The organism is Pseudomonas japonica, assembly GCF_013522925.1.
GTDB lineage: Bacteria > Pseudomonadota > Gammaproteobacteria > Pseudomonadales > Pseudomonadaceae > Aquipseudomonas > Aquipseudomonas japonica_A.
In genome coordinates this window covers 404634-421101 of sequence record NZ_JAAMQU010000004.1, presented here as the reverse complement: position 1 = coordinate 421101, position 16468 = coordinate 404634, and the positions used below count along the sequence as shown (strand labels likewise).

Sequence of the window (16468 nt, the reverse complement as noted above, 5' to 3'; positions counted from 1 at the left end):
GGACAATGTGACCACAGCCCATCTGGACCCTGATGTACTTGCAACGCTAAGGGACATCATGGGAGAGGATCAATTTCCTGTGCTGGTCCATACCTATCTCTCGGATTCGGAGCACCGGCTGGCACTGTTGCTGGCGGCCACCGACGCCCGCGCCCTGCGCGACGCCGCGCACAGTTTCAAGGGCAGCAGCTGCAACATGGGGGCCGCGCACCTCGCCCAGCTGTGTGGAGAGCTGGAGCATCTTCCGGTCGAGGCGCCCGCGCAGTGGGTGGCCGACTTGCAAGCGAAGATCGTGGTGGAATTCACTGCGGTCCGAGAGGGTTTCCTCGCCATCCTTGACCGTTCACCGCCGCCTTGAAAAGTTGGCCCACCTTTTGCTTTTAGCCTGATATCCGTTTACCCACCCACTGCGCGGGGTCGCTGTCATGGCTGTCGCTTCAAACCCACTCCTGCAAATCGGCACCTCTGTCGGTAGTACCGGCAAGGTCCAGGCTAATGCTCTCAGCTCGGTGACCAAGGTCGCTGACGCCACCAAGGACGGGGCTTCCAGCTTCGCGGAGGTCTATGCCAAAGAGCATCAGGCCGTTCCGCAGAAAGCGGCTGCCAATGCTAGCGCTCGCTCCAGCGAGCACTTCGCGGCAAGCGACAAAAAAGCAGCATTCACCAGCAAGGCAAAAGACGATAAACCGGCGGTTGCCGCTGACGGCAAACCGTCGCCGGCCAAGGCGGACAAGGCCGACCGCTCGAACAAGGCGGACAAATCCGCCAAGGCTGATCAAGCGAACGATACCGATTCGGTGAAGGCCGATGAGGTTTCGGACGAGGCCAAGGTAGCCGATGCGTCGGCGGACGATCAGGCCGACGAGACAACCGATGTTGTTGACGCGACTGCGCTGCCGGCCACGCCCGTGGCGGACCCGACCGCCGCCGCGCCTGCGGCTGTGCCAGCGGATCCTGCATTGGCCCCTCAGCCGGTGATAGACCCTGCACAGCTGCAAGCCGCCAATCAGGCCCAGGCACCGTCGGCCAATGACGCATTCGATCCTGCCGCCGATCCACTGGCAGACCTGCCGATGGTGCGAATGGCACTGGAACACACGGCCAAGGCGCAGGGTACGACCTCTGTTCATGCGCAGGCGGAGAACACCGCAGCGCAGCAAACCGCTGACACGGCGAGCGGCGACACCTTCGCTCAAGGCATGGGGGCGATGCTGGAACAGCAGAAAGCCACAGATGGCCTGGGCGTTGGCAAGGAGGGTGAAGACGGCATCGGTGCGATTGGCGATATCAAGGACGGCACTGCCGGCACAAGCGGCCGCGTCGAAGACCTCACCAGCCGTTTGAACCAGTTGAACCAGGCGGTGGGCGGCAAGGCGGCGACTACCGCCACGCCTCCGGCGCAGCCACTGAACATGCAGCAGAATGGCTGGAGCGAAGGCTTGGTGAACCGGGTGATGTACCTGTCCAGCCAGAACCTCAAGTCGGCGGATATCCAGCTGCACCCGCTGGAGCTGGGCCGCCTGGATATTCGCGTGGATGTCACCGCTGATCAGACCCAGATCACGTTCCACAGTGCTCATGTGGGCGTTCGCGATGCGTTGGAAAGCCAGCAGGGCCGCCTGCGCGACATGCTGTCGCAACAGGGGCTGACGCAGGTTGACGTAAACGTGTCCGACCAGTCGCGGCAACAGCAACAGCAACAGCAGCAAACACACGCCCAGGCAGGCCAGGGCACGCGCAGCGGCTCGGGCCGTAGCGGCGGGGTAGAGGGCGATATGGAGGTCTCCGCCGTTGCCGAAGCGGCTGCCGCCCAGTCGGTGGTGGGCAGCAGCCTGGTGGATTACTACGCCTGATCAGGGTTCTGGCGGCGTTCCCGTCACCTTGTATGGAGCCAGCTGGAGGTGGAGCCGATCTGGATACGCCAGGCCAACGGTGAATACTCGCGGGCGTGCTGGCGTATTTCCCGGTAGAGCGCCGCCAGCTCGGAGGGAGGGATCGACAGCTCGGTGGCGATCCGGGTGACTGCACGAAACTGGCGAAGCTCCGGCACGTCTCGCATCAATACATCATTGAATACCCCCGGGCCCGTCACATGGCTGATGCGGCGAACGTACGCCGTTACGGTGTCCCGGCTATCGGTGTTTTCGTAGGGGCGCTGGAAGTACAGGTCCCGGTTCGCCAGAAAGCGCTGGTGGCTTTCCTGGGAGATTGCCTTCAGTACGGGGGTGTCTGGCAGCGCCGCGAAATTGCTCGTGTTGAACCTGCAGTGCAGGCCCAGCCGGGACTCGTTGACCAGGCCGTTGAGCATCAAGCGCCCGGGGACGATCGACCAGTCCAGGTCGCCAAAATGCCCGCCGCTCACGGTACTGCCGTAGAGCGTATCGTCGATGTCCATGTACAACCCGCCGTGGTAGTCCAGCAGTTGATACCGCAGCACGTCCGCCGCACTGGCGTAATTGATGCCGCTGCCCTCGGTTGCCGCCTTGTATTGCGCGTAATAAGGCGTTTGCCTGAAGGCTCGGAAAAACGGTGTATTTTCCAGCAAGTGAATGTGCAGATTGGTCGGGGCGGTAGCGAGGTCAGTCAGCGTAAGGGCCTGGTCCAGTGGGTCCTCGATGCTCAGATACAGGTGATAGTCGAACGGAGCACTGCCCTCGGCGGCCAGCACGGCATTGGCAATCACGTTGTTCACGAAGTGATCCGGCAGGCGCCGGCCAAGCCACACGCTGTGGATGTTTCGTGGCAGCGCTACCCGGCCTTGCCTGGGGACTGGAGGGATGCGCCAGGGATAGTTTGCCGGCATGCCCAGTTCCGCCGTTGCCGCTTCGATCTCCTGCGCGCTTGGCTGGATCGCAGGCTGGGCACTCGACGGCTCGAACATATTGGCCGCCGCGTTGTAGCGAAAGCCGGTGCCAGTAGTGCTACGCCAGCAGTCGTTCAGCGGGTCGAAGCGCACTACCCGCAAGGCATCCTCCACGGTGATCAGGTAGCTGGAGGCCACACCGCGCCCTAGCAGCTGGCAATGCACCCCTTGCAATACCCGCAGGGCCGGCGGGGCCCAGGGCTCCCGTGTGAAAGGCGAAAGCAGTCGCAGCCGCGCCGGCGACAGGTCTGCCATCGCGACGTGGGCTTCATGGTCGAGCCAGGCGCCTTCGGCGAAATCGCCTAGCTCTTCAGGCGTCAACAGCCGGTCTTCCTGCCCGAGAAGCGCCAACGTGTTCACCCGGTTCAGGCGCAGGTTCAAGCGCAGCGATGCGACCCTGATTCCCTGCGCCTGGATACGGAACAGTTCAAACGGCCCATCAAAGTGCGACTTGGCAAAGGACAACGCCCCCTCGGCGTTGCCGAACACGCGCACACAGGCGCCCTCTATCATCCGTGGCAACCGCGTAAAACGTCGGGTCGCCGCTAACGCCGGCTCGCTGCCAGCGGCTGCACTGTGTCTCTCGACTTCCTGTACGGCAAACACCAGTTCGAAGTCGGTCTGCTCGATCATTCCCCGCGTGTTGAGCGGCCACTGCGAAATCGGCGAAGGCGGCAAGGCAGGAGGCCTGGGCACCACAAGCGGCTCATCCTCGATCACCTCCCACGGCAAGTCGTTCACAGGGCTGGCGCTGAGCAACGGCAGGTTGAAGAGTGCTGTGACCCCTTCAGCAATGGCGGCGCCGATCGCTGCCTTGCGCTCGGCGGGTGATCGGGCCTGGATGGCCTTGTCGATGTCCAGCCCCATCGCCGTGCTGGCGCTTGCTACGGCGCTCAGTGCAATCGGCCATCCGAGAGGCGCCAGCTGGGTAGCCAACTGCGCGAAGGTGGACAGGAACGCAACGGCGGCTTCCTTGCGCAGGCGATGATTGCTGGTAAGGGCAAGGTCGGCGTGCCGGTACATTTCGGCGGCGGCGCGCTCGGCCAGCCAGGCAAACGGATCTTTGGTTGCGGGTAGTGCTTCGCCACCCAGCCATCCGGGTGCCAGGCTTCCCTTGGCCAGTTGGGCCAGCACCTCTCGTGCGCGTTCGTCGTCCGGATCGAAGTGCGATTGCAATTCCGCCAACCCTTGCGGCGTGGCGGCGTAGCGTTGCAGCCACGTCTCCAGTGCTTCTGCATCCTCGAAGCGTTGAACAACGTTCGCCCCATTGGGCATATACAGGTATTGCGCGCCCTCGGGTTCCATCACGCGCAAAAGGTTACGGGAATGGGTTGCTCGCAGGCTCACGCCGGTTACTTTCAAATCCGCAGCCACTGGCCGTTCCGCTGCCAGGGCGGCGGTCGAGAGGTCTTCGCTCAGGCCGTTGGCGAAGGCCCGTCGCAGGGTAATCAACTGAGCATCGCTCAGGGTGCCTTGCTGCCGCGCCTGATCAATGGCTACCAGCGTGCTGGAGCGGCTCAGGGCAATAAAGCCCGATGTTTGTGTACGCCAGAAATCCCTCAGGCGAGCCTGATAGGTGTCGGCGAAAGCGGCCTCCCAGAAATCGGCGCCAAGCTGGCTGGGCAATAGCCGAAGCTCGTGATGTTCGTCGTAGTGGCCCGCCTCGGCGCCAACGGTATAAAAGCCGCTCATCATGTCCAGTTGATCCATCCGGTCCTGGTCCGCCGACGGGAACCGTTGCAGCACCAGTTGTGGCAAGCTCAGGCGTTGCAAGGGTGGCCCACTGTGAACCCAGCCACTGAAGGCTCTTGGGCTGGACTGCGCGTTTTCAAAGCGGTGCCAGTACACGTGTTGCACATCCTGATCCGGGACCCCGTGCAGTGTCAGCAAGCGCCGGGCTTCGGCCTCTGCGGCAGCACTGAGGTCCGGGTAATCGGCCAGCCACCGATCGTTAAGCTCCAGTAGCTCGGCGAGGTGGCGAGTATGGGTTACAGGTTTCATGGTCAGCCTCTGTTGGCACAAAGCGCGCGACTTTGAAGCCAGCCCTCCAGGCGCTGGTGGTGAATAACGCAATCGGGCCGAGGCGCAACATGGCATAACACTTGCTGAAGCCCACTGGATAGCTGGTGTAACCCCTTATCGCGACGGATTATTGGCATGGCTAAGAAAGACGAAGACGCAGGCGCGGCCCCCGAGAAGAAAAAGGGCAAGCTCAAGTTCATACTGATCATCGTGATAGCGCTGCTGCTTGCGATCGGAGCGTCGGTGGGCGGAACCTGGTACTTCATGCACAAGTCCCAGAACAACAAGGATGAGAAAACACCCGAGGCTACTGCCGAGGCCGTCAAACCTGTGGCGATCTACGAACCCCTCTCGCCCGCGTTCGTGGTCAACCTCAATCAGAACGGCAGACAGCGGTACCTGCAGGTGAGTATCACCCTGCTGACCCACGATCAGGCCGCGCTGGACGCGCTCAAGGTGCATTTGCCGGTCATCCGCAATAACCTGGTGATGTTGCTCTCCGGCCAGGATTTCTCCACGCTGGCAAGCCCGGTGGGGATAGAAATGCTCCGCCAGAAAGCCACTGCCAGCGTTCAGGAAGTGGCCCAGAAAGAGGTTGGCAAGCTGGTTGTGGATCAACTGTTGTTCACCAATTTCGTATTGCAATAGGAAACCCTCATGGCCATGCAGGACCTGTTGTCACAGGACGAGATCGACGCGCTGCTGCACGGCGTGGACGATGGGCTGGTGCAGACCGAAACCATGGTCGAGCCCGGTAGCGTCAAAAGCTACGACCTGACCACCCAGGACCGGATCGTGCGCGGGCGCATGCCCACCCTTGAAATGATCAACGAGCGTTTCGCCCGTTATACCCGCGTGAGCATGTTCAACCTGCTGCGCCGCTCCGCCGACGTCGCGGTAGGCGGTGTGCAGGTAATGAAATTCGGCGAGTACATTCACTCGCTCTATGTGCCGACCAGCCTGAACCTGGTGAAGGTCAAGCCGTTGCGTGGCACCGCGTTGTTCATCCTGGACGCCCGCCTGGTGTTCAAGCTGGTGGATAACTTCTTCGGCGGCGATGGCCGCCATGCCAAGATCGAGGGCCGGGAGTTCACGCCTACGGAGTTGCGCGTGGTGCGCATGGTGCTGGACCAGGCCTTCGTGGACCTCAAGGAAGCCTGGCACGCGGTGATGGATGTGAACTTCGAGTTCATCCAGTCGGAAGTCAACCCGGCCATGGCCAACATCGTGGGCCCCAGCGAAGCCGTAGTGGTTTCCACATTCCATGTGGAAATGGATGGCGGCGGCGGCGACCTTCACGTGGCCATGCCGTATTCGATGGTCGAGCCCGTGCGCGAGATGCTCGACGCCGGCTTCCAGTCCGACCTGGACGATCAGGACGAGCGCTGGATCAAGGCCCTGCGCGAAGACGTGCTCGACGTGTCGGTGCCGTTGTCGGCGACCGTCGCCCGCCGACAGCTCAAGCTGCGAGACATTCTCCATATGCAGCCAGGGGATGTGATCCCCGTGGAGTTGCCAGAGGAGCTCGTGATGCGTGCCAACGGGGTGCCGTCGTTCAAGGCCCGCCTGGGCTCGCACAAAGGCACGCTCTCGTTGCAGATCACTACACCGATCGAGCGCCGCTGATTCGCGCGCGCCGATCCTGAACAGATTGAGGACTTACAATGGCTGATGACAAAGATACTTCCGTCGATGACCAGGCGCTGGCCGATGAGTGGGCCGCGGCACTGAACGAATCGGGCGACGGCGGGCAAAGCGACATCGATGCCTTGTTGCAGGCTGATACCGCAGCGCACCCGGCGGGCACCCGGCTGCCGATGGAAGAGTTCGGTTCTTCGCCCAAGCCTTCCGAGACGCACGGCATGGAAGGCCCTAACCTGGATGTGATCCTGGACATCCCGGTGACCATCTCCATGGAAGTGGGCAGCACTGAAATCAACATCCGCAACCTGCTGCAGCTCAACCAGGGGTCGGTGATCGAGCTGGATCGTCTTGCCGGCGAGCCGCTGGACGTGCTGGTCAACGGCACCCTGATCGCCCACGGTGAAGTGGTGGTAGTGAACGAGAAGTTCGGCATCCGCCTCACCGACGTGATTAGCCCTGCCGAACGTATCAAGAAGCTTCGCTGATGAGGGCCCTGCTGGCCGGGCTGCTCAGCCTGCCGTTGGTGGCTTTTGCCACGGAGCCTGCCGCACCGGCGGCGTCGGCATCAACCACGGCGGTGGGCGCCAGTTCCGGAATGGCCGCCCAGCTCGGGCAAACCGCCTTGGGCCTGTTGGCCGTAGTGGCGGTGATCCTGGGGCTGGCTTGGCTATTGCGCAGGCTGCAACCCATGGGCCCGCGCAATGGCCAGGTAATCGAACTGCTCGGGGCCCGCGCCCTTGGCCCGCGCGACCGGCTGGTGCTGGTGCAAGTGGGCCGGGAACAGATCCTGCTGGGGCTTTCCCCGGGCCGCATCACGCCGCTGCACGTGCTGCAACATCCAGTCGAAACCCCACAACCCAGTGAGGCCACGACGCCTGAATTCGCCCAGCGGCTCATGGAACTGCTTGGCAAGGACCATAAGGATAGGAAGTGATGCGCACCCTGCGCTGGCTGATTCCGCTTTGCGGGGTGCTCTTCGCCCCATCGGTGCTGGCGGCGGACCCGCTGTCATTGCCGGCAATTACCATGACGACTGGCGCCAACGGGCAACAGGAATACTCGGTGAGCCTGCAGATCCTCGCGATCATGACGGCGCTGAGTTTCATTCCGGCATTCGTGATGCTGATGACCAGCTTCACGCGGATCATCATCGTGTTCTCGATCCTGCGTCAGGCACTGGGGCTGCAGCAAACGCCGTCCAACCAGTTGCTGACCGGCATGGCGCTGTTCCTCACTATGTTCATCATGGCCCCGGTGTTCGATCGGGTGAACAACGACGCTTTGCAACCGTACCTGGCGGAGCAGATGAGCGCTCAGGATGCCCTGGCCAGGGCTGAAGTGCCGGTGAAGGACTTTATGCTGGCGCAAACCCGGCAGAGCGACCTGGACCTGTTCATGCGCTTGTCCCGGCGCACCGATATACCCAGCGCCGATCAGGCGCCCATTACGATCCTCGTGCCTGCGTTCGTGTGTTCCGAACTCAAGACCGCTTTCCAGATCGGCTTCATGATTTTCATCCCGTTCCTGATCATCGACCTGGTGGTAGCCAGCGTACTGATGGCCATGGGGATGATGATGTTGTCGCCCCTGATCATCTCCCTGCCGTTCAAGATCATGCTGTTCGTGCTGGTGGATGGCTGGGCGTTGATCATCGGTACACTCGCCGGCAGCTTCGGCGGCGTTTGACTCAGAGGAGGGCGCCATGACCCCGGAAATCGCCACAGACCTGTTCCGTGAAGCCCTTTGGTTGACCACTCTGATGGTGGCGATCCTGGTATTGCCCAGCCTGTTGATAGGCTTGGTGATCGCCATGTTTCAGGCCGCCACGCAGATCAACGAACAAACCCTGAGCTTCCTGCCGCGCATGCTGATGATGCTGGTCACGCTGATCGTGCTGGGGCCGTGGATCGTCCGTGAGTTCATGGACTACATCACCACCCTGTACAGCAGCATTCCCGGGCTGATCGGCTAGCATGCTGCAGCTCACTGATACTCAGATCGGCACCTGGGTCGCCAGCTTCATCATTCCATTGTTCCGTGTGGCGGGGCTGTTGATGACCATGCCGCTGTTCGGCGGCAACATGGTGTCTACCCGGATCCGGCTGTATTTCTCGGTGGCAATCACCGTGGTGATCGTACCCGGCCTGCCGGCCATGCCAGAAGTGCATGCACTCGACCTGAGCGGCCTGCTGCTGGTGGCCGAGCAGATCATCGTGGGGGCGCTGATGGGCCTGTCTATTCACATGCTGTTTCAGGCCTTCGTGATCGCCGGGCAAATCGTCGCTATCCAGATGGGCATGGCGTTCGCGTCCATGGTAGACCCCACCAACGGCGTGAACGTGGCCGTGGTAAGCCAGTTCTTCAACATGTTGGTGACATTGCTGTTCCTCACCATGAACGGCCACCTGGTGGTGTTCGAGGTGTTGACCGACAGCTTCACCACCTTGCCGGTAGGCAATGCATTGGTTACCGCGCAGTTCTGGGACCTGGTTACCCGCGTCGGCTGGGTGCTGGGCGCCTCGCTGCTGCTGGTGCTACCGGCCGTTACTGCCTTGCTGGTGGTGAACATCGCCCTGGGCATCATGACCCGCGCGGCGCCACAGCTGAACATCTTCTCCGTCGGCATGCCCATGACGCTGGTGCTGGGGATGGTTATTCTCTGGATCAACATGGCCGACATACTTAACCAGTACCAGCCGCTGGCGATGGAAGCCTTGCGCTGGCTGCGTGCACTGACCGAGGCGAGGTGAGCCCGTGGCAGAGAGCGAAAGCGGCGCCGACAAGACAGAAGACCCCACAGAGAAGCGAAAGAAGGACTCCAGGGAAAAGGGTGAGATTACCCGTTCCAAGGAGCTCAACACCTTTGTCGTGATGCTGGCCGGCACCGGCGCCGTGCTCGCCTTCGGCGGCGCGCTGGCCGAGGCGCTCATGGCCATCATGAAGTACAACTTTACCCTCCGCCGCGAGGTACTCACCGACACCAACCAGATGGCGCTGTTTCTGTTCAGCTCCGGCAAGATGGCGCTTCAGGGTGTGCAGCCGATCCTGATCATCCTGGTGCTGGCCGCCATCATTGGCCCCATCTGCCTGGGCGGCTGGTTGTTCGCGGCCGGCTCCATGGCGCCCAAGTTCAGCCGCATGAACCCCGCCAGCGGGCTCAAGCGCATGTTCTCCAAACATGCCTTGAGCGAGTTGCTCAAAGCGCTTGGCAAGTTCGCCATCACCATGGCGGTGGCCGTGTGGGTACTCAAGCGCGACACGCCCGAACTGCTGGCGATCGCCCATGAGCCGCTCGAACAAGCCATCACCCACTCCATTCAAGTGGTGGGCTGGAGCGCGTTGTACATGGCTCTGGGGCTGATGATCATTGCGGGCATCGATGTACCCCTGCAGCTGTATCAGGGCAAGGAAAAGCTCAAGATGACCAAGCAGGAGGTCAAGGACGAGTACAAGGACGCCGAAGGGCGACCGGAAGTGAAAGGGCGTATCCGGCAGATGCAGCGCGAGATGTCACAGCGCCGGATGATGACCAACATTCCTCAGGCCGACGTGATCATCACCAACCCTACGCACTTTGCCGTCGCGCTCAAGTACGACGCCGATAGCGGGGGCGCGCCCTTGCTGCTGGCCAAGGGCGTAGACATGCTGGCGTTGAAAATTCGGGAGATTGGTGTGGCCCACGAGGTGCAGATCATGGAATCGCCAGCCCTTGCGCGGTCTATCTACTATTCCACCGAGCTGGACCAGCAAATCCCGGCGGGCCTTTATCTGGCTGTGGCCCAGGTGCTGGCATACGTGTACCAGCTGCGCCAATACCGCCCTGGTTCCGGCCAGCGTCCCCAGCCGCCCAAGGACATGCCCATCCCCGAAGATTTGCGGCGCGACGAAAGCGGCGAGCCACCGCCAGCGCCACCCAAGAGCCCGTAAGCGCTCTACCTGTAGGAAGCGGCGGGGCCGGCCATCCGGCGGAAGCTCGCGAACAGGAGCACTCTTGAACTTCTGCGGTGCCCGGTTCGCGAGCTGCGCCTTGCGGCTCCGCCCGTCTCCCACATCTGCAGCCATTGAACGCTCCTCGGCAGGAAGTGCCAAAACTGGAGAGCTTCTTGCACTACCCCGATTTAGAACGCATGAGCGTCAAAAGTTTGTGGGGAATCATAGATGGCGGTGGATCGGACTCAGTTACTCAGCAACGCACGAAGCTTGACCCAGGGCAACCTGGGTGTGCCGTTGCTTCTGCTTGTGATGCTGGCAATGATGATGTTGCCGGTGCCGCCGTTCCTGCTCGACGTGTTTTTCACGTTCAACATCGCGCTGTCTATCGTGGTGCTGCTGGTCAGTGTGTACGCGCTGCGGCCGCTGGACTTTGCCGTGTTCCCGACCATTCTCCTGGTCGCCACTTTGTTGCGGCTGGCATTGAACGTAGCCTCCACTCGGGTGGTAATGCTCCACGGCCACGAGGGGCACCAGGCGGCGGGTAAGGTGATCCAGGCGTTCGGTGAAGTCGTGATCGGCGGTAACTACGTAGTCGGCGGCGTGGTGTTCGCCATCTTGATGATCATCAACTTCGTGGTGGTCACCAAGGGTGCCGGGCGGATCTCCGAAGTGAGCGCACGGTTTACCCTGGACGCAATGCCCGGCAAACAAATGGCCATCGACGCCGACCTCAACGCTGGCCTGATCGACCAGGCAGCCGCGAAGCATCGCCGCACCGAGGTTGCCCAGGAAGCAGAGTTCTACGGTTCGATGGACGGTGCCAGCAAGTTCGTGCGCGGTGACGCCATTGCTGGCCTGTTGATTCTGTTCATCAACCTTATCGGGGGCATGGCGGTTGGTATCCTGCAGCACGGGCTGACGTTCGCCGATGCGGGCACTACCTACGCCTTGCTCACGATCGGTGACGGCCTCGTAGCGCAGTTGCCCTCGTTGCTGCTGTCCACCGCCGCCGCGATCATGGTGACTCGAGCCTCAGGCTCCGAAGAGATGGGTAAGCAGATCAGCCGCCAGATGTTCGATTCGCCCAAGGCGCTGGGCGTGTCCGCGGGCTTGATGGCGGTGATGGGGCTTATCCCCGGCATGCCACACATTGCGTTTCTGTCGCTGGCCGGCGCCGCGGGTGGCGGTGCTTACCTGCTGTGGAAGAAAAAGAACCAGGTGAAGATCGAAGCTGCCGCCGAAGTGCAACGCCAGCAGGAACTGCTGCCGTCGCCACAGCGGTCGCAAGAAACCAAGGAACTGGGTTGGGATGACGTTACCCCCATCGATATGATCGGCCTGGAAGTGGGCTACCGATTGATTCCGCTGGTGGACCGCAACCAGGGCGGGCAATTGCTGGCGCGGATCAAGGGGGTACGCAAAAAGCTGTCCCAGGACCTGGGCTTTCTGATGCCCACCGTGCACATCCGCGACAACCTTGACCTGGCGCCCAGTGCCTATCGTTTGACGTTGATGGGGGTGATCCTCGCCGAGGCAGAGATCTATCCGGACCGCGAGCTGGCCATCAACCCTGGTCAAGTATTTGGCTCGCTCAACGGGATTCAGGCGCGGGATCCGGCGTTTGGCCTCGAAGCCGTGTGGATCGAGATCAGCGCGCGCAGCCAGGCGCAGTCCCTTGGCTACACCGTGGTGGACGCCAGTACGGTGGTCGCCACCCACCTTAACCAGATCCTCCAGAAGCATGCCCATGAGCTGATCGGCCATGAAGAAGTCCAGCAGCTGCTGCAAGTACTGGCCAAGGGCTCGCCGAAACTGGCCGAGGAATTGGTCCCAGGGCTTATCAGCTTGTCTGCTTTACTGAAAGTGTTGCAGGCGCTGCTCGCCGAACAGGTGCCCGTGCGGGACATTCGAAGCATCGCCGAAGCCATCGCCAACAGCGGTGTGCGGAGTCAAGATACCGCCGCGCTTGTGGCCGCTGTGCGGGCCGGTCTGTCGCGTGCAATCGTGCAAAGCATTGTGGGGACTGAGTCTCAGCTGCCTGTGATCACTCTGGAACCAAAGTTGGAACAGATATTGCTCAATAGTATTCACAAGGCTGGCCAGGGTCAGGAAGAAGGCGTTTTGCTGGAACCGAGCATGGCGGAGCGGCTGCAGCGGTCCTTGATCGAAGCGGCTCAGCGTCAGGAAATGCAGGGCCAACCGGCGATTCTGCTGGTGGCCGGTCCGATACGCACGATGCTCTCGCGTTTCGGTCGCCTGGCGGTGCCGAACCTGCACGTGCTGGCGTACCAGGAAATACCGGATAACAAGCAAGTTACGATCGTTGCGACAGTAGGGCCCAACGGCTGAGGTAGCGGGATATGCAAGTGAAGCGTTTTTTCGCCGCGGATATGCGTCAAGCCATGAAACTGGTGCGTGACGAGCTGGGCGCTGACGCCGCGATCATCGGCAACCGCCGGATCGCTGGCGGCGTCGAGCTTACCGCTGCGCTGGATTACAAGCTCTCGGCCCTGGCGCCACGCGTGCCCAACATCGAGCTCGAAGACGAGCTGCGCAAAACCCAATCGCGTATTGTTTCGGCACAGGCCGAGCTGGACACCCGCAGCAACAGCGATGGCGTGATCAACCGCCAGCTGTTCGCCGGCCTGCCGCTGACCGCCGCCGAGCCACTGATCGAGCCTACCCTCAACGAAGCGCCGCGTGCGCCGGCGCCAGCAGCCCCTGCCCCTGCCGCGGTGGACCAGCGCCTGTTCGATTCCATGCGCTCGGAGCTGTCCGGCCTGCGCGAGCTGCTTGAAGTGCAGCTGGGCTCGCTGGCGTGGACCCAACTGCAAGGTACCCGCCCTGAGCAGGCCACGCTGTGGCGCAAGCTGCAACGCATCGGCCTTTCCGGCCCGCTGGCCCGCGACCTGCTGGGCCAGGTGGAGGATATCGCCGAGCCGCGTCACGCCTGGCGCATGCTGCTGGCCCACTTGGCCCGCATGATCTCCACACCCGAGGCCGAACCCCTCGAAGAAGGTGGAGTGATTGCCATGGTCGGGCCGGCCGGCATGGGGAAAACCACTACGCTGGCCAAGCTTGCTGCGCGTTATGTGCTTAAATACGGCGCGCAAAATATCGCATTGGTAAGCATGGACAGTTTCCGCATTGGCGCCCAGGAGCAACTCAAAACCCTCGGCCGTATTCTTAATGTGCCGGTTACCCACGTCGATCCGGGTCAGTCCCTGGCACAGGCGCTGGAACCGCTGCTGCGCAAACGCGTGGTGTTGATTGATACCGCTGGCCTGCAAGCCAGCGACCCGGCACTCAAGCTGCAGCTCGAAAGCCTGGCCGGGCGGGGCATCCGCGCGCGCAACTACCTCGTGCTGGCAACCACCAGCCAGAAGCAGGTTTTGACCGCGGCCTACCATAGTTACAAGCGTTGCGGCCTCGCAGGCTGTATCCTCACCAAGCTCGACGAAACGGCGAGCCTGGGAGAGGTATTGAGCCTGGCGATCAGCCACGAGCTGCCGGTGGCCTACCTCACCGATGGCCCGCGTATTCCGGATGACCTTCACTTGCCTCGCAAGCACCAGTTGGTCAGCCGCGCGGTGAGCGTACAAATGCAGGAAGAGCCCAGCGAAGAGGCCATGGCCGATATGTTCGCTGACCTCTACCACAGCCCCAGCAAACGTGCGGGCTGAGGGGAATGAACATGAATGAATGCATGCGCAATTGGTTGCGCGACAGCGGGTCCGAAAGGCCGCTGTTTGGCTTGGAACCTACCTTCACCACACGCTGTGCCAGCTCGCCGAATGGCTTGTTCGATGGCGAAGCGGGCCGTGGTGCAGCCAGCGTCTCAGTGACAGGGTAAAGAACGAATGGGCAGCATGCATCCCGTACAGGTGATCGCGGTGACCGGCGGCAAGGGCGGCGTCGGGAAGACAAACGTGTCAGTGAACCTTTCGCTGGCACTGGCCGAACTCGGCCGGCGGGTGATGCTGCTGGACGCCGACCTTGGCCTGGCCAACGTCGACGTGTTGCTGGGGCTCACCCCCAAGCGCACGCTCGCCGATGTGATCGAGGGCCGTTGCGACCTGCGCGATGTGCTCTTGCAGGGGCCGGGCGGGGTACGCATCGTACCGGCGGCCTCGGGTACCCAGAGCATGGTCCACCTGACCCCGGCGCAACACGCCGGCCTCATCCAGGCCTTCAGCGAGATCGGCGATAACCTGGACGTGCTGGTGATCGATACCGCGGCCGGTATCGGCGACTCGGTAGTGAGCTTCGTGCGCGCCGCCCAGGAAGTGTTGCTGGTGGTGTGCGACGAGCCCACCTCCATCACCGATGCCTACGCCTTGATCAAACTGCTCAACCGCGACTACGGCATGAACCGCTTCCGCGTGCTGGCCAACATGGCCCAGAGCCCGCAGGAAGGGCGCAACCTGTTCGCCAAGCTCACCAAGGTAACCGATCGTTTCCTTGATGTAGCGCTCCAATACGTAGGCGCGGTGCCGTACGACGAAACCGTGCGCAAGGCCGTACAGAAACAGCGGGCCGTTTATGAAGCGTTCCCGCGCTCGAAATGCGCGCTGGCCTTCAAGGCCATTGCTCAGAAAGTCGATACCTGGCCGCTGCCCGCCAACCCGCGGGGGCACCTGGAATTCTTCGTCGAACGTTTGGTACAGCAAACCAGTGCGGGGCCTGTCTCATGAGCGCCAGTGGATACCGGATGTACAACAACGCCTCTCGGCAGTCGCAGCAGCATGAGCTGATCGAGCGCTATGCGCCATTGGTCAAGCGCATTGCCTATCACCTGCTGGCGCGATTGCCCGCGAGCGTACAGGTTGAAGACCTCATCCAGGCCGGCATGATCGGCCTGCTCGAGGTGGCCAACAAGTACGACTCCAGCAAGGGTGCGAGTTTCGAGACCTATGCCGGTATCCGCATCCGCGGCGCGATGCTCGATGAAGTGCGTAAAGGCGACTGGGCACCGCGCTCCGTTCACCGCAACAGCCGCACTGTGAGCGACGCGATTCGCAAAATTGAAGCGCGTACCGGTCGTGAGGCTAAAGATCACGAGGTTGCTGCCGAACTCAAGGTCAGCATCGAAGAGTATTACTCGATGCTGAACGATACCTTGGGCAGCCGGCTGTACAGTTTCGACGACCTGTTGGAGGACGGCGAGCATGAAGGCTTGCACGAGGGCGGCGCCAGCCACAGCGGCGAACCCGCGCGTGGGCTGGAGGACGAGCGCTTCCAGGGCGCACTGGCTGACGCCATTGCCAACTTGCCCGAGCGGGAGCGCCTGGTGCTGTCGCTGTATTACGACGAGGAACTGAACCTCAAGGAAATCGGTGAAGTACTGGGGGTGAGCGAGTCTCGTGTGAGCCAGTTGCATAGCCAGTGTGCGGCGCGTTTGCGCAGCCGTCTGGGTGACTGGCGCGCCCGCTGATACCGCTGGCCCGAGGGCTGGCCCGCAAAAATTTCAGAGAGTGCTGGAACGGTACGGCGGCAATATGATATCACCGCCCGCCACGCCTGCTCAGGCAGTCATGCAGGTACAGGTGTAAACGGATTCGATTGACTGCGCGTCCCGGAGTGGGCGCGTTTGAGACTGCTTGGAGGTCTACTTGGACAAGAACATGAAAATCCTGATCGTTGACGATTTTTCGACGATGAGGCGGATCATTAAAAACCTGTTGCGCGACCTGGGGTTCACCAACACCTCGGAAGCGGACGACGGCAATACGGCTTTGCCCATGCTGCAAAGCGGCGCCTTCGACTTCCTGGTAACCGACTGGAACATGCCGGGCATGACCGGTATCGAGTTGCTGCGCACCGTGCGCGCAGATGAGCGTCTCAAGCACCTGCCGGTGCTGATGGTGACCGCTGAAGCCAAGCGTGAACAAATCATCGAAGCGGCCCAGGCTGGCGTCAACGGCTATGTGGTCAAGCCCTTCACCGCGCAGGTGCTGAAAGAGAAGATCGAGAAAATCTTCGAGCGCGTCAACAGCTGAGAGGCCG

General features: G+C 61.9%; 16 protein-coding genes. 15 read left to right on the top strand and 1 reads right to left on the bottom strand.

Going from position 1 to position 16468, the window contains the following annotated elements; all coding sequences use genetic code 11:
* Nucleotides 1-7: 7 nt before the first annotated feature.
* Complete coding sequence (locus tag G7016_RS09075; protein WP_181113015.1) at nucleotides 8-358, top strand: Hpt domain-containing protein; 351 nt, start codon at nucleotides 8-10, stop codon at nucleotides 356-358.
* 67 nt (nucleotides 359-425) lie between these two features.
* Complete coding sequence (locus G7016_RS09070; RefSeq protein WP_181113013.1) at nucleotides 426-1853, top strand: flagellar hook-length control protein FliK; 1428 nt, start codon at nucleotides 426-428, stop codon at nucleotides 1851-1853.
* Nucleotides 1854-1876: 23 nt separating this feature from the next.
* On the opposite strand, the gene G7016_RS09065 is transcribed toward G7016_RS09070, so the two are convergent.
* Nucleotides 1877-4864, bottom strand: a complete 2988-nt coding sequence (locus G7016_RS09065) for a dermonecrotic toxin domain-containing protein (protein WP_181113010.1) — start codon at nucleotides 4862-4864, stop codon at nucleotides 1877-1879.
* Nucleotides 4865-5020: 156 nt separating this feature from the next.
* On the opposite strand from G7016_RS09065, the gene fliL reads away from it, so the two are divergent.
* The 13 genes from fliL to G7016_RS09000 all read left to right on the top strand — a co-directional run bounded on the left by fliL (nucleotide 5021) and on the right by G7016_RS09000 (nucleotide 16461).
* Complete coding sequence (fliL, locus tag G7016_RS09060; RefSeq protein WP_181113007.1) at nucleotides 5021-5533, top strand: flagellar basal body-associated protein FliL; 513 nt, start codon at nucleotides 5021-5023, stop codon at nucleotides 5531-5533.
* 9 nt (nucleotides 5534-5542) lie between these two features.
* The gene (gene fliM / locus G7016_RS09055; RefSeq protein WP_181113004.1) at nucleotides 5543-6511 is read left to right on the top strand and encodes a flagellar motor switch protein FliM; all 969 of its coding nucleotides are present in this window, start codon (nucleotides 5543-5545) and stop codon (nucleotides 6509-6511) included.
* A 38-nt stretch (nucleotides 6512-6549) separates the two neighbouring features.
* Nucleotides 6550-7014, top strand: coding sequence for a flagellar motor switch protein FliN (gene fliN, locus G7016_RS09050; protein ID WP_181113001.1), 465 nt, complete (start codon nucleotides 6550-6552; stop codon nucleotides 7012-7014).
* On the top strand, nucleotides 7014-7463 hold the full coding sequence (gene fliO, locus G7016_RS09045; RefSeq protein WP_181112998.1) for a flagellar biosynthetic protein FliO: 450 nt from the start codon (nucleotides 7014-7016) through the stop codon (nucleotides 7461-7463). The genes fliN and fliO overlap by 1 nt, the downstream gene beginning before the upstream one ends.
* Nucleotides 7463-8215, top strand: a complete 753-nt coding sequence (gene fliP, locus G7016_RS09040; protein ID WP_181112992.1) for a flagellar type III secretion system pore protein FliP — start codon at nucleotides 7463-7465, stop codon at nucleotides 8213-8215. Before fliO ends, fliP begins: the two co-directional genes overlap by 1 nt.
* A 16-nt stretch (nucleotides 8216-8231) precedes the next feature.
* Nucleotides 8232-8501, top strand: a complete 270-nt coding sequence (gene fliQ / locus G7016_RS09035) for a flagellar biosynthesis protein FliQ (protein WP_181112989.1) — start codon at nucleotides 8232-8234, stop codon at nucleotides 8499-8501.
* 1 nt (nucleotide 8502) lies between these two features.
* Entirely contained in the window at nucleotides 8503-9279 is a 777-nt protein-coding gene (fliR, locus tag G7016_RS09030; protein ID WP_181112986.1) for a flagellar biosynthetic protein FliR, read from the top strand.
* A 4-nt stretch (nucleotides 9280-9283) separates the two neighbouring features.
* Complete coding sequence (gene flhB / locus G7016_RS09025; protein ID WP_181112983.1) at nucleotides 9284-10456, top strand: flagellar biosynthesis protein FlhB; 1173 nt, start codon at nucleotides 9284-9286, stop codon at nucleotides 10454-10456.
* 237 nt (nucleotides 10457-10693) lie between these two features.
* Entirely contained in the window at nucleotides 10694-12811 is a 2118-nt protein-coding gene (gene flhA / locus G7016_RS09020) for a flagellar biosynthesis protein FlhA (protein WP_181113103.1), read from the top strand.
* Nucleotides 12812-12822: 11 nt separating this feature from the next.
* Nucleotides 12823-14145, top strand: coding sequence for a flagellar biosynthesis protein FlhF (gene flhF, locus G7016_RS09015; protein ID WP_181112979.1), 1323 nt, complete (start codon nucleotides 12823-12825; stop codon nucleotides 14143-14145).
* A gap of 177 nt (nucleotides 14146-14322) precedes the next feature.
* Nucleotides 14323-15156, top strand: coding sequence for a flagellar synthesis regulator FleN (gene fleN / locus G7016_RS09010; protein ID WP_181112976.1), 834 nt, complete (start codon nucleotides 14323-14325; stop codon nucleotides 15154-15156).
* Entirely contained in the window at nucleotides 15153-15896 is a 744-nt protein-coding gene (fliA, locus tag G7016_RS09005) for an RNA polymerase sigma factor FliA (RefSeq protein WP_181112973.1), read from the top strand. The genes fleN and fliA overlap by 4 nt, the downstream gene beginning before the upstream one ends.
* Before the next feature lie 190 nt (nucleotides 15897-16086).
* Complete coding sequence (locus G7016_RS09000; RefSeq protein ID WP_181112970.1) at nucleotides 16087-16461, top strand: chemotaxis response regulator CheY; 375 nt, start codon at nucleotides 16087-16089, stop codon at nucleotides 16459-16461.
* Nucleotides 16462-16468 lie beyond the last annotated feature (7 nt).

What these genes read in the sequence shown, in the direction of transcription:
- G7016_RS09070 (WP_181113013.1), top strand. Translation starts at nt 426, where the DNA reads ATGGCTGTCGCTTCAAACCCACTCCTGCAAATCGGCACCTCTGTCGGT.
- G7016_RS09065 (WP_181113010.1), bottom strand. Translation starts at nt 4,864, where the DNA reads ATGAAACCTGTAACCCATACTCGCCACCTCGCCGAGCTACTGGAGCTT.
- fliL (WP_181113007.1), top strand. Translation starts at nt 5,021, where the DNA reads ATGGCTAAGAAAGACGAAGACGCAGGCGCGGCCCCCGAGAAGAAAAAG.
- fliM (WP_181113004.1), top strand. Translation starts at nt 5,543, where the DNA reads ATGGCCATGCAGGACCTGTTGTCACAGGACGAGATCGACGCGCTGCTG.
- fliN (WP_181113001.1), top strand. Translation starts at nt 6,550, where the DNA reads ATGGCTGATGACAAAGATACTTCCGTCGATGACCAGGCGCTGGCCGAT.
- fliO (WP_181112998.1), top strand. Translation starts at nt 7,014, where the DNA reads ATGAGGGCCCTGCTGGCCGGGCTGCTCAGCCTGCCGTTGGTGGCTTTT.
- fliP (WP_181112992.1), top strand. Translation starts at nt 7,463, where the DNA reads ATGCGCACCCTGCGCTGGCTGATTCCGCTTTGCGGGGTGCTCTTCGCC.
- fliQ (WP_181112989.1), top strand. Translation starts at nt 8,232, where the DNA reads ATGACCCCGGAAATCGCCACAGACCTGTTCCGTGAAGCCCTTTGGTTG.
- fliR (WP_181112986.1), top strand. Translation starts at nt 8,503, where the DNA reads ATGCTGCAGCTCACTGATACTCAGATCGGCACCTGGGTCGCCAGCTTC.
- flhF (WP_181112979.1), top strand. Translation starts at nt 12,823, where the DNA reads ATGCAAGTGAAGCGTTTTTTCGCCGCGGATATGCGTCAAGCCATGAAA.
- fleN (WP_181112976.1), top strand. Translation starts at nt 14,323, where the DNA reads ATGGGCAGCATGCATCCCGTACAGGTGATCGCGGTGACCGGCGGCAAG.
- fliA (WP_181112973.1), top strand. Translation starts at nt 15,153, where the DNA reads ATGAGCGCCAGTGGATACCGGATGTACAACAACGCCTCTCGGCAGTCG.
- G7016_RS09000 (WP_181112970.1), top strand. Translation starts at nt 16,087, where the DNA reads ATGAAAATCCTGATCGTTGACGATTTTTCGACGATGAGGCGGATCATT.